Origin of the sequence: Massilia sp. Bi118, from assembly GCF_918697865.1 — a bacterium.
Taxonomy (GTDB): Bacteria; Pseudomonadota; Gammaproteobacteria; order Burkholderiales; family Burkholderiaceae_D; genus Telluria.
Genome location: NZ_CAKKMV010000006.1, coordinates 311,534 through 326,672, shown reverse-complemented (window position 1 = coordinate 326,672; position 15,139 = coordinate 311,534). Strand labels below are relative to the sequence as shown.

At 68.1% G+C, this 15,139-nt stretch carries 13 protein-coding genes; 2 read left to right on the top strand and 11 right to left on the bottom strand.

What is annotated here, in order from left to right; genetic code table 11:
• Positions 1–74: 74 nt before the first annotated feature.
• From LQV39_RS11675 to LQV39_RS11665, 3 genes are read right to left on the bottom strand one after another with little or no spacing between them, the layout of a single operon-like run.
• Positions 75–485, bottom strand: coding sequence for a response regulator (locus LQV39_RS11675; RefSeq protein ID WP_230025606.1), 411 nt, complete (start codon positions 483–485; stop codon positions 75–77).
• Complete coding sequence (locus tag LQV39_RS11670; RefSeq protein ID WP_230025604.1) at positions 478–981, bottom strand: GAF domain-containing protein; 504 nt, start codon at positions 979–981, stop codon at positions 478–480. Before LQV39_RS11670 ends, LQV39_RS11675 begins: the two co-directional genes overlap by 8 nt.
• 8 nt (positions 982–989) lie before the next feature.
• On the bottom strand, positions 990–1,958 hold the full coding sequence (locus tag LQV39_RS11665) for a hypothetical protein (protein ID WP_230025602.1): 969 nt from the start codon (positions 1,956–1,958) through the stop codon (positions 990–992).
• Positions 1,959–2,146: 188 nt separating this feature from the next.
• Here LQV39_RS11665 and LQV39_RS11660 point away from each other — a divergent pair, with 188 nt between their 5' ends.
• Positions 2,147–3,640: a sigma 54-interacting transcriptional regulator gene (locus LQV39_RS11660; protein WP_230025600.1), complete on the top strand. Its 1,494-nt coding sequence runs from the start codon at positions 2,147–2,149 to the stop codon at positions 3,638–3,640.
• Here the strand turns inward: LQV39_RS11660 and LQV39_RS11655 are convergent.
• The 8 genes from LQV39_RS11655 to LQV39_RS11620 all read right to left on the bottom strand — a co-directional run bounded on the left by LQV39_RS11655 (position 3,632) and on the right by LQV39_RS11620 (position 13,796).
• Positions 3,632–4,177 carry a hypothetical protein gene (locus tag LQV39_RS11655; RefSeq protein WP_230025598.1) on the bottom strand — a complete coding sequence of 182 codons (546 nt, stop codon included), beginning with the start codon at positions 4,175–4,177 and terminating at the stop codon, positions 3,632–3,634. The two genes, LQV39_RS11660 and LQV39_RS11655, sit on opposite strands and share 9 nt — an antisense overlap.
• A gap of 23 nt (positions 4,178–4,200) precedes the next feature.
• Positions 4,201–6,423, bottom strand: a complete 2,223-nt coding sequence (locus LQV39_RS11650) for a serine/threonine-protein kinase (RefSeq protein WP_230025596.1) — start codon at positions 6,421–6,423, stop codon at positions 4,201–4,203.
• Between the two features lie 96 nt (positions 6,424–6,519).
• Positions 6,520–7,899: an HlyD family efflux transporter periplasmic adaptor subunit gene (locus LQV39_RS11645; RefSeq protein WP_230025594.1), complete on the bottom strand. Its 1,380-nt coding sequence runs from the start codon at positions 7,897–7,899 to the stop codon at positions 6,520–6,522.
• Positions 7,883–9,490, bottom strand: a complete 1,608-nt coding sequence (locus tag LQV39_RS11640; RefSeq protein ID WP_230025592.1) for an FHA domain-containing protein — start codon at positions 9,488–9,490, stop codon at positions 7,883–7,885. The genes LQV39_RS11645 and LQV39_RS11640 overlap by 17 nt, the downstream gene beginning before the upstream one ends.
• Positions 9,487–10,881: an efflux transporter outer membrane subunit gene (locus tag LQV39_RS11635; protein ID WP_230025590.1), complete on the bottom strand. Its 1,395-nt coding sequence runs from the start codon at positions 10,879–10,881 to the stop codon at positions 9,487–9,489. Before LQV39_RS11635 ends, LQV39_RS11640 begins: the two co-directional genes overlap by 4 nt.
• Entirely contained in the window at positions 10,878–12,836 is a 1,959-nt protein-coding gene (locus tag LQV39_RS11630; RefSeq protein ID WP_230025588.1) for an HD domain-containing phosphohydrolase, read from the bottom strand. Before LQV39_RS11630 ends, LQV39_RS11635 begins: the two co-directional genes overlap by 4 nt.
• 97 nt (positions 12,837–12,933) lie before the next feature.
• Positions 12,934–13,362, bottom strand: a complete 429-nt coding sequence (locus LQV39_RS11625; protein ID WP_230025586.1) for a DUF4399 domain-containing protein — start codon at positions 13,360–13,362, stop codon at positions 12,934–12,936.
• 14 nt (positions 13,363–13,376) lie between these two features.
• Positions 13,377–13,796, bottom strand: coding sequence for a DUF4399 domain-containing protein (locus tag LQV39_RS11620; RefSeq protein WP_230025584.1), 420 nt, complete (start codon positions 13,794–13,796; stop codon positions 13,377–13,379).
• Between the two features lie 147 nt (positions 13,797–13,943).
• Here LQV39_RS11620 and LQV39_RS11615 point away from each other — a divergent pair, with 147 nt between their 5' ends.
• Entirely contained in the window at positions 13,944–15,137 is a 1,194-nt protein-coding gene (locus LQV39_RS11615) for an SUMF1/EgtB/PvdO family nonheme iron enzyme (protein WP_230025582.1), read from the top strand.
• Positions 15,138–15,139: the final 2 nt, after the last annotated feature.

Genomic DNA, 15,139 nt, shown 5'->3' with positions numbered 1-15,139 from the left:
GGATGGGCAGGGCGAGTTGTATGTGCTCACCGCGAGCAGCATCCTGAAAATCGTGAAAGGTCAATAAGCGGCGTTCAGGCCGCTTGCCGGCCCGAGAAATCGGCGATCGCTTCCAGCAGGACCTTGGCCCGGAAAGGCTTCAGGATGACGCGGCCGATGCCGCGGCCCTGCAGCTCCTTCACCAGTTCGGTCGTCGCCCGGTCCGCCATGATGGCAATCGGCATGTCGGCGTCGCTGAGGCTCAGGCCCTGGCGGATCAGCTCGACCAGGGTCATGTCGTAGCGGCGCTCGCCCTCGCCTTCGACGCACTCTACCGCGATCACGGCGCCGTCGAAGCGCCGCTGGCCCAGCAGGCGGCGCGCAGCCTCGACGCTGGCCGCTTCATGCACCATGCCCAACCCCAGGCTGCGCGCCGTCAGCGAGACGGTACGGCGCAGCAGGGTTTCCGGCTCCACCAGCAGCATGTGCAGGGCGTGGTCAGTCATCGGCCTCTCCCTCGGCCCGGCCCAGCTCCAGCACCGCCAGGTCGCGCAGGGTCGCCAGGATGCCGAGTTCCATCGCATCCAGGGTACGCGGACGGCGGTCGATCAGGCAAAGGGTGCCGAGCGCGGCGCCGGACGGCAGTATCAGCGGCGCGCCCGCATAGAAGCGGATGCCTGGCTCGCCGGCGACGAGGGGGTTGTCGGCAAAGCGCGGGTCTTGCAGCGCGTCCGGCACCACCATGATGTCGCGCGCCAGGATCGCGTGACCGCAAAAGGAGATATCGCGGCCGGTCTCGCAGACATCCAGGCCGGTGCTGGCCTTGAACCATTGGCGCTCGCGGTCGACCAGGGTGAGCAGGGCGATCGGCACGTCGAATTCGGCAGAGGCGAATTCAACGATCTTGTCGAAGCGCTGTTCGGGCGGGGTATCGAGGATCAGCAGCGCGTACAGCGCGGCCAGGCGTTCGGCTTCGTTGTCGGGCAGGGCGGGTGCTTGCATGGACCTTATTATGCACGTCCCGCCGATGAGAAACCACCTCCGTGCATCTCCTCGATGCGCGGACGGCTCCAGCGATCCGGCTCGGCCATGTACACCTGGTCGGCGCTGGTGCTCACGACCTGGCCGGCCCCGTTCCATCCCCACACGCTTACGCGCCCGTCCGCGGCGGACGCGTACAGCTTGCGCACGTCCTCGAACAAGGGATCGGCGACCAGCTGTATGGCTTGCGCGCCGTCGAACTGGTTCGCCGCGGAAAAAAAATACAGTGCACCCCGGGCCGTGGCGAACAGGTCGGTGGTATTGTCGGCATGGCGACAGGCGGCGATCGTCTCGGCGGCGAGTTCCCCGGGCAACGCGAGGCGCCGCGACTGCGTCGGCAGCGAAGGAATGAAGGGGTTGTAGAGCGGGGAATACAGCAGTTGCGGGGTATCGCCCACTTTGCTGGCCAAATAAAGGCCGTCCACATTCCAGCTGCCGCGGCTGCGTCCGAGGCAGGCGGCGTAGACCTGCGCCTGGGGATGGCCCGGCGCATCGTGCGCGACCCAGCGCGGCGTGCCGTTCCGGCCGGTATCGATGTAGTAGCGCGAGCTCAGCGGCGCAGCGGCGCCGGGATTGCCGGCCATGTCGACGACGATGAAGGTCGCGTCGCTCGCTTCGCCGATCCGGACTGCGGCGATGTTCGGCCGCACCTGCGGCACGCCGCCGTCGAACGGGCAGGCCGTCCACACTGGCGCGCCGTGCAAGGCCAGTTCCGGCGCCGGATTCGACAGGCTCAGGTACAAGTGGTCCCCATGACCGTCATTGACGACCATCGCCAGGTGGATCAGGCCGGTCTGGCCGGGACTGCGGATCGTGCGTGCGCTGGCGAAGTGCTTGCACTGGCCACTCGGGTGGTCGCGCCGGATGTGCGCGTCGATGGAAAACAGCAGATCGCCGCCGTAGCTGCCGATAGCGAAGTTGCTGCATGCCGATCCCATCAAGTTCTCCCGGTAATAGACGCTGCCCGGCGCCCGTGAGACAAGCCGTTTGCAAAACGCATGCCAGAGGCCTGACAACGTGTTTCAGTAGGGAAATTGCGGCGCTGCGGCAAGTACAATGTGTAAATTGACACGGCAAGGACCGCGCTTTACATTGCTTTTTTACACTTCGACATGACAACAGCCGCATGCACGATCCGGACATCACCCTGACCTCGCCGCTGCCGGGCGCCGCCGGCCCCGGTGCGCCTATCCTGGCGCTGACCGTGCTCTGGCATCCCGACGCCGGTCGTGTGGGCGCCCAGTACCTGGAACCGGATGCGCGTGGCGTGATCGAGCTCAGCCGCTTCCTGCCCCTGTTCGCCCATCCCGGCGAGGACGGCCTCGGGCTCGGGCATGGCGGCGTGTCGCGCCTGCCGCTGCGGATCGCGCGCGAGGCGGATGGCAGGCTGTCGCTGGCGCCGCCGGAAAGCCGCATGGCGGTCGAAGTCAACGGCGCCGAGATCGACCGGCCGGTCGTGCTCGACGCCGCGCAGCTGGCGCAGGGCGTGGTGCTGGGACTCGGACGGGCGATCCTGCTGTGCATTCACTGGACCGACCGGCTGCCCCGCGACAACAAGGTGCCGGGCCTGCTCGGCGTGAGCAGCGGCGCGATCAAGGTGCGGGAACTGATCCGCGCCGTGGCCGCTACCGACATGCCGGTCCTGCTGCTGGGCGAAACCGGCACCGGCAAGGAAGTCGCGGCGCGCGCCATCCACGCCCTCGGCCGGCGCGCCGCGGCGCAGCTGGTGGCCGTGAACATGGCGGTACTGAACGAGGGCCTGGCGGCCGCCGAGCTGTTCGGCGCCGCACGCGGCGCCTATACCGGGGCGCAGTCGGCGCGCACCGGCCTGTTTGCCGAGGCCGACGGCGCCACCCTCTTCCTCGACGAGATCGGCAACACGCCGGCCAGCGTCCAGCCGATGCTGCTGCGGGTGCTGGAAAGCGGCGAGTACCGGCCACTCGGCGGCGACACCGACCGGCACAGCAGCGCCCGCGTGATCGCCGCGACCGACCAGGACCTGAGCGGGGAGGACTTCAACCAGGCCCTGCTGCGCAGGCTGGAGCGCTTCGTGATCGCCTTGCCGGCCCTGCGCGCGCGGCGCGAGGATATCGGCGTGCTGATGCTGCATTCCCTGGAACAGGCACGCGAGGACGGCGCCCAGCCGGCGCCGCTGCCCTTCGCCTTCGCCAGCGCCTGCGCCAACTACGATTGGCCGGGCAATGTGCGCCAGCTGGCGCATGTGCTGGGACGCGCCCTGCTGGAAATGCGGACCGGGCACGAGCCGGTGTTCGAGACACTCGTAAACGTCCGGCGCGGCACACCGGCGACGCCGGCTTCCGCCATGCCGGGAAAACGGCGCGCGCTCGGCGAAGTCGATGAAGAAGAGATCCTGGCGGCGCTGCACAACAATGGCTGGCGCATCCAGGGCGCGGCGGGCGAACTCGGTATTTCACGGCCCTCGATGTACAAGCTGATCGAGGCCCATCCGGCGATCCGCCGCCCCGAGGACATCGTCCTGGACGAACTGGCGGAAAATCTGCAGAAAAGCGGCGGCGATGTCGAACGCTGCGCCGCTCTCCTGCTGACGCCGCTAGAAGCCTTGCGGCGTCATTTGCGCGGGCTCGGCCTGTTAAGCTGAGGTCGCGACGCCATCATCGTCCGGTGGCGTGGCGCCGGTGGTGACCTGGCCTTCCGGATCGAAGGAGAATACGCGGTATTCGAGGCCTTTGGCCGTTTCGATTGCCACGGTCATGACGAACGAGATCTCCCAGCGTCCGCGGTTACGGATGATCAGCGCGGCGTCGGAATCCCAGCTCATCTGCGCCGCCGTGCCGAGGGCCTGGCCCTGGCCGAAGCTGAAGGTGGCGCCCTGGCCGTTGACCATCGTGGCCGGATTGAAGAAGGGCGAGGGATAGGGGTAGGTGCCGGCCAGCTGCCCTGGATTGCCGCGCTTCGAGAACATGACCGGACGATGCATCAAGTGGCAATCGATGATGTGCACGGAGCTCAGCTGTCCCTGGTAGCTGTTGGCCACCACGTTCAGGCGCATGGCGTCGCCGTCGTCGAACACGAACTGGCCGGTTTCCAGGCCGGTTGCCGGCTTGACCGGCTGGTGTTCCGCGTCTAGGAAGGTCCAGTCCAGCCTTTCGCTTTCCTGGCAAATGTCGAAACTCACATTCAGGTAATAACAATTCGGAGTCACTTCAGAATTCCCTTTGTTTGAATGGATTGGTAACGCGCGTCGCGGCGCAAGGCGACGAAATCCGGTTCGGCCTCGATGGCACTGGCTGGATAGCCGAGCCGCTTCGCCTGGGCCAGCGCATCGAGCGCCAGCTCCCGGTGATGCAGCAATTCGTATGCCAGGGCGGCGCGGAAATGCACGTCCGCGTTCTTCGGGGCCGTCGCCACCGCCTTGGCCGCCATCTGCATGGCGCCATCGGCGTCGCCACTGCGGGCCGCGTACAAGCCCATACGCGACAGCATGGTCACGTTGCCCGGCGCGCGTGCCAGCCGCGGCGCCAGCAGTTCCCTGGCCTTGGCATAAGCACTGCGTGCCTCTGTCTCGCGGCCTGGAATCCACAGCAGGGTATCGCCCAGGTTGGCCCAGTTCAGGTAGCGGTTCGGATTGCCCGCCGGCGGCGTCACCGCGCGCTCGAAGGCGCTGGCCGCGCCCACGTAATCGCCGCGCCGGAACAGCGCATTGCCCAGGTTGGTGTACAGGACGGCGTTCGGCCGGACCCGCAAGCCCTGCTGGACCACTTGCAGGGCTTCCTCGCTGCGGTCCTGGCGCAGCAGCGCCTCGTTCAGGTTGGCATAGGCATTACTGGCATCGGGTTCCAGCTGAATGCTGAGGCGGAATGCCTGCTCGGCCTCCTTGTAGCGGCCTTGCAGGTGATGCAGCGCGCCGAGCGCGTCGGCAAAGACACGCTGGCGCGGATGGCGGCGCAGCATGGCCTCGCCCCAGGCCCTGGCCTCGTCGTAGCGGCGCAGCCTGGTCAGGAAAGTGATCTTGCCGAGCGCCGCAAAATAATTGTCCGGCTCCAGGCCGAGCGCCTTTTCCACGGCCGCCAGCGCTTGCTCGGCCTGGCCCTGGTTGTTCAGCACCCAGGCCCGGGCCACGTGGCTGAGGGCCAGCGTCGGGTCGAGCCGCAGGGCTTGCTGGGAAGCCGCATCGGCACGCTTCAGCCAGGTGTCGTCCTGGGTATCGCCGGCGTAGCGGAAACTGTCCACCAGCGACATGCCGGCCACCGCGGCGGCATTGTCCGGGTCCCTGGCCAGCAGCGCCGCGAAATCGGCGCGCGCCGCTTCCAGACGCTCTTTCTGGTCGAAAGCTTCGAGCGCATGCAGGCCACGGGCGATGGTGGCCGCGCGCGAAAAGGCGGGGGTTCCGGTGCGCGCATGGTCGAGCGCAATGGCGCCGCCCACGCCCAGCGCCAGGACCAGGACGCCGCCCAGCCAGAGCTTGCGCGACCGGAGGCGGAGCAGCATGGGTAGGTGCGGCGGCGCGGCTTCCGGCGCCAGCTTCGGTGCCGGCGCCAGTGCGGTTTCGGCGGCAGGGCGAGAGACTGCCGCCGGCGCGCCATCGCGGCAGCCAGCCAGGGCGGCGCCGGCTTCTTCCATCCCAGCAAGGCGCTGCTCGGGCTGGCGCGCCGTCATCGAACGGATCAGCTCGATGAGCGGGGCCGGCGTCGAGGCCGGAAATACCCAGCTGGCCGAATTCGTTTGCATGTGCGCCGCCGCCAGGGCCAGGCCGGACAGGTTCGCGAACGGCCGTTCTCCGCAGACCATCTCGTAGAACATCACCCCCAGCGCATACACGTCGGACAGGCGGCTGGGCGGCTTGCCCAGCAGGCACTCGGGCGCCATGTAGGCGATCGTGCCCTGCTGGTCGAGTTCCATGACCGAGCTGGTCGCCTGCGGATCGTCGTGGAAGGCCAGGCCAAGGTCGAGGATGCGCAGCGTGCCGCCTTCGTCGACCATCAAATTCGAGGGTTTCAGGTCGCCGTGGACCAGGCCGCGCGCATGGGCCGCCTGCATCGCCGCCGCTGCCTGGGCGACCAGGTCGAACACCTGCTCGGTGGCGATCGGGCCGCGAACGATCAGTTCGCGCAGGGTGATGCCGGAAATCAGCTCCATCACGATCGCATGGCCGCCGCCGTCTTCCTCGATCGAATAGATTTTCACGAAGGCCGGATGCTCCAGCGAGGCGGCCAGGCGTGCCTCCTGCAGCAGGCTGCCCGGGTGCCCCGGAAGGCCCGCGGCCTTGAGCCGCTTGATCGCCACCCGCCGCTGCAGCGTGTCGTCCCAGGCCTCGCGCACTTCGCCAAAGCCGCCGGCGCCCAGCTGCCGTCCCAGGCGGTAGTGCCTGAACTGTTCTTGTGGGGTGGAGGTGCTGTCGTCGAGCTCTGTGCTGAGATCCATTGGCGGTGGACGGGTGAAACGAGACGACGAGTCTGGCACAACATTCCGCTCTCGGCCAGAAAAATCTTGCCGTAGTGATACATCCGCAACGCGTCATCAGCCTCCGACCTGCCTGAACGGATCAAGCGCCATGTCGATCAATCGCCGCTTGCGCACCACGATCTCGGCCGCCGCCGTCATGCCGTAGCGCAGCGGATACGCGGTGTCGCCGACCGTGTAGTGGTCGCGGTCGAGCGTGATCCGCCCTTCGTACACCGGCTGCCTGGTCTGCGCGGAAGCCTTGGTGGCCGGCGAGATGGTCTGCAACGTGCCGCCGATGATGCCGTAGCGCTGGTAGGGAAAAGCATTGAATTTCAATTGCACCGGCTGCCCCTCGCGCAGGAAGGCGCGGTCCTGCTCGGCGATCTCGATTTTCAGAATCGGCCGCGTGTTCTTCGGTGCGATGCCGCCCAGCGGGGTATTCGCTTGGATCTTGTCGCCCGGCTGGGTCGAGGTCACCTCGGTGATCACGCCATCCACCGGCGCCAGGATGCGCAGGAAGTTGTCCTTGTCGATGTTCTCGAACTGGATGCGCGAAGCGGCGTCGGCCACCAGGCGCGCGGTCTGCACCTGCAATCTGAGCTTTTCCTCGACGTTGCTGGCCTCGCGCGTGGCCGCCTCGTACTGCAGGCGCAGGCTGGCCAGCTGCTGGCCGCTGGTTTCCAGCTGTGCGCGCGCCTGGGTGGTTTCCAGGCTCTGGCGCGCGCCCAGTTCGCCGACCCGCGATTCCGCCACCCGCACCGCGTTCTCGGCGGCCTGCAGCGCGTTCTTCTTGGCTTCCACCTGCAGCTGCGAGACCCCGCCGCCGCCCGGCAGTGCGAACAGGCGCGCGTACTTGGCGGCCTCGTCGCGCGCGGCGGCGGCGGCGCGGCGTGCATCCTCGAGGTTGGTGCGCGCTTCCTGGCTCTGCGCGCGCTGGCCCTGCACGAGCTGGCCGGTGCCCTCGGCCAGGCGCCGCTGGTGCTGTTTCTCCTCGGTGTCCATCGCCTCCTTGAGCGCCGCCACGCGCTGGTCCAGCAGCGCTTTCTTCTGCGGGAATTCCTTCCATTCGCGCTCGGCGTCCTCGAGCTTCAAACGCGCTTCCAGGGCGTTGCGGGCGGCCTCGATCGCGCCGCGCGCGTACAGGCGCGCCACCACGTCGCCCTTCAGCACCGGCTGCCCTTCGGCGATGTAGATGTTCGCCAGTTCGCCGTCGATCGGCGCATACAGGCGCCGCACCTCGGAGGCCGGCACCAGGGTCCCGGGCGCGGTGACCAGCACGTCGGCGCGGCCGAAGAAGGACCAGGCCAGGCCCGCCAGCACCAGGCCCACCATGACCTGGATCGCCAGGCGCGTGTAGCGCCAGGGCTCGGCGGTCAGGATGCCGATGCCCTCGTCGCTGTGGTCTTCCAGCGCGCCGATCAGCGGCCGCAGCCCTTTTTTATTGATCGCTGCCATTGCTTCCTCCCGCCAGCGCCAGCTTGCGCAAGTCGCTCGCCACTTGCGCGTAGGTGTCGCGGAACGCCGGCACATAGGCCGCGATGGTCGCCGACGCGCGCTGGTGCGCCTGCTGCTCGTCCTGCCATTGCCTCAGAATGCGCTGGATGCGCGCCTGCTCGGCCGGATTGCGCACCGGCGCGTCGGCGCCGCCGCGCGCGGCGACGAACTGTTCGACTTCGCCGACCCACGCGATCTCCGCCACCAGCGGCGCGGCGTCGGCATTGTTCCGGCTCAGCCCCCGCATGCGCGCCACCGTCTGCGCGGCGGGCCCGAAACGGCGCGCCTTCACCTGCGCCATCCAGGGCGGCAGCTCGGCCCGCAGCAGCGCCTCGGTGCCCAAGGCGCGCAGCTCGGCGTTGTCCGGATCGCGCGCCAGGCGCTCGGCGGCGAGGGTGCTGGCGGCCACGACTTCACCGCTGTCGAGCAGGGCCTGCAGGCGGCGCTGGGGCGCGCCGGCCAGGTGGACGGCCAGCACGGCGGCCAGTACCAAGCCGCTCAGGACCATGATCCAGCGCCGCAGCCTGGCCTGGTCGGCCTCGCCGGCCGCGCCCAGGGCGTCGAGCAGGCCGGCCGCCATCAGGGCGACTTTGCCGCGTGGCTGTTTACTGGCCTGCTGCGCCGCGCCGGCAGGCGGCGCTTCCGCCGGATTGATTTCATCCTCCTGGGCGGCGGCGCGGTCGACGCAGAAGATGTCGAGGAAGGAGCCGGCCGCATCAACGAAGGTGGTGTGGTCGGCATCTTCCGTGGCGGCCGGAGCGGCAGCGGCCGACCTGAAACGGGTGACGGTGGGTTCGGGCGCCTGCTCGGGGGGCGCTTCCCACTGCAGGCCGACGCGGTACACGAAGTGGTGGCCGCCGAAGGCCACCACGTCGCCATCCTCGAGCGCGTGCGCATGCTCGTCGAGCCGGGCCGCGCCGATGAAAGTGCCGTTGGTGCTGCCCAGGTCCTCGATCCAGGGCAGGCCGCCCTTGATGAAGATGTGGGCATGACGGCGCGACAAATAGCCGACCTGGTGCGGTTCCTTGTCGCGGTAGCGGGCGAAGGTGTCGTCGACCTTGCTGATCAGGAAAGGAAAACTGCTGACGACGATGGTCTCGAGCCCCAGCTCGGCGCGTTCCGGGGTCAGGCTGAGGCTGGCCAGCCGCGCGGGCGGCGTTGACGCCGATGCGGCGGCGGCCTGCAGGCGCACGCGGTAGGCCAGCACCCGGGCGAAATCGACTTCGTCGCCCTCGTGCAGGCGCACGGCGGCCTGGCGTACCGGCGTGCCGTTGACGGTGGTGCCGTTCTTGCTGTCCAGGTCGGCCAGCCAGGCATCGCCGTTTTCCATGAAGATACGCGCATGGCGGCGCGACAGCTCGCCCACGACCTCGGGCGGATAGCCGGCGAAGGGCTGCTCGGTGCGGCCGATGGCGAACACGCCGTCGTCGATGGCGAGCGGCCCCAGCTCGGGATGGGTCAGCGCTTCGAGCACGATGGCGACGCGCTGGGCTGCCGGTGCCTGCCTGCTCCCCTGCATGGTCGCGGCCACGGCTTCCTCAGACGCCATCATTTGCCCGCCACATCGCGCACCTCGGTCGGGGGCCAGCCGCCACCCAGGGCCTTGTACAGCGTGACGGTGTCGGACAGGATCTGCTGCCGGTTGGCCAGCAGCGCCAGCTGGGCGGCCAGCAGCGAGCGCTCGGTCTCGAACACTTCCAGCTGCGACACCACGCCCTCCTTGCGTTGCGCATCGGTGGTAGTAGCGACAAGTTGCAGCTGGTCGACCTGCTGCTGCAGCTCGTTTCTCTGCTTCTTGTGCGCCTCGAGGTTGACCAGCGCGTTTTCGACGTCCTCGAAGGCGGCCATCACGGTGCTGCGGTACTGCTGCTCGGCGACTTTGGTTTGCGCCTCGCTGGTTTTTACGCGCGCCTTCACGCCGGGGTCGAGGATGGGGAAGTTGATGCTGGGGAGCAGGCCAAACGTAAACGACTTGAGCAGGGAGCCCAGCGCAAAGCTGGAGGTGCCGCCGCGCCCGGTCAGGCTGATCGAGGGCAGCTGGGCCAGCTTGGCCTGCCCGGTGAGATTGTAGGCTTCCAGCACCCGGTACTCGGCGGCGACGATGTCGGGCCGGCGCTTGAGCAACTGCGAGGGCAGGCCGCCCGGCACCTCCGGCACCTTGACCCGCTCCTGCAGGCGCCCGGTGGGCATCCGGTACTCGCCGGCCGGCACGCCGAGCAGGGTGGCCAGGGCATTGCCGGCCAGCGCGCGCAGGCGGCGCAGCTCGATCAGGTCCGTGCTCAGGCGGTTGACCTCGGCCGACTGCTGCAGCACGCGCGTGTGGGGGATCAGGCCGTTCTGCTCCATCGCCCCGTAAGTGGCGAGGATCTGCCGGTTCTTTTCCAGCGTCTTCTGCTGCTGCTCGATCTGCTCGTCGAACTGCAGGATCTGGAAATAGGTCGTCGAGACGTCCGACACCAGGGTCAGGTAAGCTGCGCGCCAGTCGGCTTCGGTGGCGGAAAACTCGGCCTTTTGCGCCTGCACGCCCTTTTCGACCTTGCCCCAGATGTCGATGTCCCAGTTGGTCTGGGTCGCCAGGTTGAACTGCTTGGTGAACTTCTGCCCGGTGCTCTTCTCGAAACTCGCTCCCGCACCGGCATCCAGGGTCGGCAGGGCGCCGGCGCGCGCTTCGCCGATCTGGGCGTTGGCCACGCCTATCCTCGCCGCCAGCACGGACAAATCGACGTTGCCGGCGATCGCGCGGCTGACCAGCTGGTCGAGGGTGGGGTCGCCGAAGCCGCGCCACCAGTCGGGCACGATCAGGTCCGTGCGGGAAATCGGCACGTCCGCCGAATTCGACCACGCCGCCTTGGAAGGCGTGTCCGGGCGCTGGTAGGGCCGCATGCTCACATCCGCGCAGGCGCTCAGCAACAGGACGGCGATCATGGCCAGGATGCGCTTCATGATGCGATCCACGCCTGGGCGTCGACGAAGACCTGGAACAGATTGCCGTCGATATGCCCGGCATCGCATTCTTCGCGCATGATATCCAGCGCCAGTTCCACCGGCACCGCTTTCTTGTACGGCCGGTCGCCGGCTGTCAGCGCGTCGTAGATGTCGCAGATGGTCAGGATCCGGGTCTGGACGCTGATCTGCGGCCCTTTCAAACCCATCGGATAGCCGGAGCCGTCCAGTTTTTCGTGGTGGCCGTGGGCGATCGCCGGCACCCCGCTCAAATCGCGCGTCCATGGAATCAGGACCAGGAAGGAGTAGGAATCGACCACGTGCTCCTCGATCTGGCGCCGCTCGTCGGCGGTCAGGCAGCCCTTGGGCAGGCTCAGCGCCGCCACCTCGTGCTCCTCGAGCAGGGGCAAGGGCAGGCCGTCCGGGTCGTGGCAGGCGTAGTGGACGATGTCGCGCAGGTCGGGCAGCGGGCTGCCGCGCTTGACCGCCGGCTCGTTGGCGCTGCGGATCGTGGCCAGGAAGGCGTCCAGCCGCCCGGTCTCATCCAGCAGCTGCACCTCGATCCCTTCCTTCTCGCTGCGGAACCTGGCCGCGCTCCAGCCTTCCTCGATATGGCGCTGCGCCAGGCCGCGGAAGGCGTGCCGCTCCATGCAGGCGCGCGCGTAGCGGAAACGCTGCTCGAGCAGGCGCATGTCGGCATGGTGCAGCTTCTTCTCCTTGCGCAGCACGTGCTCGCGCACGCCCACCTTGCCGAAATCGTGCAGCAGCGCGGCGTAACGGATTTCGCGCAGCTGCTCCTTGCTGAAAGTGATCCGGCGCAACTGGGGGTCGGCGGCGCGGTCGAGAGCGACGGCCAGCGACTCGGCATAGGTGGCGACCCGGAACGAATGGCCGGCGGTGACCGGATCGCGTTCCTCGATCGCCTGCACCGAAGCGCGCACGAAGCCGTCGAGCAGGCGCTCGATGTCGGTGTACAGCTGGAAGTTCTTCAGGGCGACCGCGGTTTCGGCGCACACCCCGGTCAGCAGTTCGAGGTCCGCCTCCTGGAAGGCGTGCGGGTCGGAGGAACTGTCGACCTGGATCAGCCCCAGCACCTCGTTGCCGACGATCAGCGGCGCGCACATGGCGCTGCGGATGGCCTGGGACACGATCGAATCCTGCGAGGCGAAATGGCGGTCGGATAGGGTGTCGCTCGACAGGATCGCATGCTTCTTGTTCATCACTTCGTCGACGATGGTGTGCGACAGCCTGGCCTGGCTCGGGTCTTCGACAGTGCCGTTGCGGCGCCGCGCGGCCACCGGCACCGGCGGGTCGCGTTCGCTCTGGCGCAGCAGGATGAAGGCGCGCTCGGCCAGCGGAAACAGGTCGAAGATGAAGTTCATGATCTTCTCGCTGAGCGTCTCGCGGTCGGTGACGACGCCCAGGGCGATGCTGACCTGGGCCATGGCGTGCAGTTTCAATACCGACTGTTCGAGCTCGCCGCGGGTGGCGTCGTGCGCGGCCGACACGCTCATAGTCGCCGGCAGGGTCGTGGGCGCATACTGGGTGGCGTCGACGCTCTTCCGGATCACGGTCGGCATGCTGGCGGCGCTCGGCGCGACCAGCGAGCGGAATACCAGCTGGGTCGAGGCCAGGGCCAGCTCGTCGCCGTCGCCCAGCTCGCGCCAGGAACCGGGCAGCAGGCGCTCGCCGTTGACGAAGGTGCCGTTCGAGGAGTGCAGGTCTTCGACCGACCAGGCCGCGCCGCGGCGGCGCAGGCGCACATGGCGGCGGCTGATGGTGTGCTGCGGGATGCAGACGAACTGGTCGGAGGGCAGTGCATCCTGGCGGTCACGGCCGATCACGATTTCGTCGTGCAGTGGAAAAAGCTGCGGCTTGGCCGCCCGGTTGCCGAGCAGCTCGAGATAGGCGCTGACGCCGCCTCCCGCCTGGTCAGGTGCTGCTTGTGTAGTCATGCGCGCTCCCCCGAACGCCCGCGTCGGCCGAATTGATAAGACAGCGGCGGCGCGCCGCAGTTCGCGGCCAGGCGCATTTCAGGGCGCGCTTGAGCACTCACTTCACCGTGATGGTGATCTTTTTGGACTGCACCGAGGGCTCGAAAGTCATGTGCTGGTCGTCGCCCATCACCAGCTGCAGCGTGTGCTTGCCGGGTGGGAGTTCGATCGTGGTTTCGGTCTCCCCGGTGCCGAAGTGCAGGTGCTGGCGGTCGCTCGGGATGGCGACGCCCGGACCGGGCGCATCGGTGTCGATCAGCAGGTGATGGTGGCCGGTGTTCGGGAATTTCACGCCCTTCGGCGCCACGCCCATGTTGCGCAGGCCGAACCAGACGCGGATCGGCTTGCCGCTTGATACCACCTGGCCGTTGTTGGGCCAGCCGATGTACAGGTAGGCGTCGGGCGGGGCCGGGGTGGCGGCCATGGCGGTGCCGGCGGCGGTGCCCAGAACCGCAAGGGCGAAGGCGGCGGCGAGTAGCTTGCGCATGATGGCCTCCTGGCTCACTTGACCGTGACGGTGATCTTCTTCGACACGACGGGCGGGTCGTGCGGGATGTGGTCCTTGTCGGCCAGCAGCAGCTGCAGCGTGTGGCGCCCCGGCGGCAGCTCGACCCGCGCCTCGGTTTCGCCGGCGCCGAAGTGCAGGTGGCTGCGGTCGCTGGCGATCGGCTCGTCCATGTTCTCGGGCAGGTCGACGTCGATCAGCAAATGGTGGTGACCCGTGTTGGCAATGTCCGTGCCCTTGGGCGCGACGCCCATGTTGCGCAGTCCCATGCGCACCCAGAAGGCGTGGTTGACGGTCATGCCGTCGCTGGGCCAGATGAAATACACCTGGGCGTTCTCGGGCGCCGGCGTGCGCGCCAGCACAGGCAACGACGCCAGCAGCGCCGTGCCAAGTATCAGAGCAATTTTCTTTCGCATACATCCTCCTGCCGGTGTGGGGGCCGCCGTTCCGGCAGCATCCATCAGGTACGGGCTGCGCCACCTGTGGCAGCACAAAGAGTTGGCCGGCACAATCGCGGCGCCCGGTGGTCTAAGCGGTTTGTGGCGAACTTCAGGGGAACTCCGGTGCGGACCAGACTCTCGATCCTGTGCGGCCTGGCCGCGATGATGACGATGGCGGCAATGTCGGCCGCAGCCGGCGTGCAAGCGGTGCGCCAGCACGCCGGGGATATCCAGCTTGCCGGCGTGGTGCCAAAAAACAGCGCCGAGCAGTTCGAACTGGCGTTCTGGAATTCGGTCAAGGACAGCAAGCAGGTCGGCGACTACGAGGCTTACCTGAAAGCCTATCCCAAGGGCCGCTTCGCCGCGCTGGCGCGGGCGCGCATCCAGCAACTCAAGAGCGCCCCGCAGCAGGTGCCGGCGCCCGCGCAAAAACCGGTCGCGCAGCCGGCCAAACCGGCCGAGAGCAAGCCGGCGCGCGAGCAGGCCCAGGCCAGGACCGCCAACACCAGCAAGGCCCAGCAGGGCAAGGCGCGCCCGCAGCAGGCGGACGCCACCGACGACGACCAGGAAGAGGCGCCGGCGCCAAACACGGCCGGCGCCATGGCCACGGTCAAGGATTGCGAGGCCTGCCCGACGATGGTCGCGCTGTCGCCGGGGCCGTTCACGATGGGCAGCAACAGCAGCGACCCCAGCGAGAAGCCGGCGCACAAGGTGGCGCTGCGCACGCCCTTCGCCATCGGCAAGTACGAGGTCACGGTGGACCAGTGGCGGCAATGCATCAAGGCGAACGTGTGCCCGACCGTGCCCTTGCCGGACGATGCGCCCGGCAACATCCCGATGCGCGACGTCAGCTGGGACGAAGCCCAGCTCTACATCAAGTGGCTCACCACGGCGAGCGGCAAGCCCTACCGGCTCCCCACCGAAGCCGAGTGGGAATATGCGGCGCGCGGCGGCACCGCCACCCGCTACTGGTGGGGCGACGAAATGAAGGGCGGGAATTCCAGCTGCAAGGATTGCGGCCAGCCCTGGAAAATGGAGGAGCCGCCGCCGGTCGGCAGTTTTCCCGCCAACCCCTTCGGCCTGCACGACATGAACGGCAGCGTGTGGGAATGGGTACAGGATTGCTGGCACAGCTCCTACAAGGGCGCCCCCACCGACGGCAGCGCCTGGGCCGAGCCGAATTGCCAGACGCGCGTCATCCGCGGCGGCTCCTGGCGCGAGGACGGCAGCTATATGCTCTCCACCACCCGCTTCAAGTACGACGCCAGCGTGCGCCAGTCGCAGAACGGGTTGCGGGTGGCGCGCTCGCTGAAATAACT

Bases quoted from the DNA above. Each gene is read 5' to 3' on its own strand.
- LQV39_RS11660 (WP_230025600.1), top strand. From the start codon at position 2,147: ATGCACGATCCGGACATCACCCTGACCTCGCCGCTGCCGGGCGCCGCC.
- LQV39_RS11630 (WP_230025588.1), bottom strand. From the start codon at position 12,836: ATGACTACACAAGCAGCACCTGACCAGGCGGGAGGCGGCGTCAGCGCC.
- LQV39_RS11665 (WP_230025602.1), bottom strand. From the start codon at position 1,958: ATGGGATCGGCATGCAGCAACTTCGCTATCGGCAGCTACGGCGGCGAT.
- LQV39_RS11650 (WP_230025596.1), bottom strand. From the start codon at position 6,423: ATGGATCTCAGCACAGAGCTCGACGACAGCACCTCCACCCCACAAGAA.
- LQV39_RS11675 (WP_230025606.1), bottom strand. From the start codon at position 485: ATGACTGACCACGCCCTGCACATGCTGCTGGTGGAGCCGGAAACCCTG.
- LQV39_RS11635 (WP_230025590.1), bottom strand. From the start codon at position 10,881: ATGAAGCGCATCCTGGCCATGATCGCCGTCCTGTTGCTGAGCGCCTGC.
- LQV39_RS11640 (WP_230025592.1), bottom strand. From the start codon at position 9,490: ATGATGGCGTCTGAGGAAGCCGTGGCCGCGACCATGCAGGGGAGCAGG.
- LQV39_RS11670 (WP_230025604.1), bottom strand. From the start codon at position 981: ATGCAAGCACCCGCCCTGCCCGACAACGAAGCCGAACGCCTGGCCGCG.
- LQV39_RS11645 (WP_230025594.1), bottom strand. From the start codon at position 7,899: ATGGCAGCGATCAATAAAAAAGGGCTGCGGCCGCTGATCGGCGCGCTG.
- LQV39_RS11620 (WP_230025584.1), bottom strand. From the start codon at position 13,796: ATGCGAAAGAAAATTGCTCTGATACTTGGCACGGCGCTGCTGGCGTCG.
- LQV39_RS11625 (WP_230025586.1), bottom strand. From the start codon at position 13,362: ATGCGCAAGCTACTCGCCGCCGCCTTCGCCCTTGCGGTTCTGGGCACC.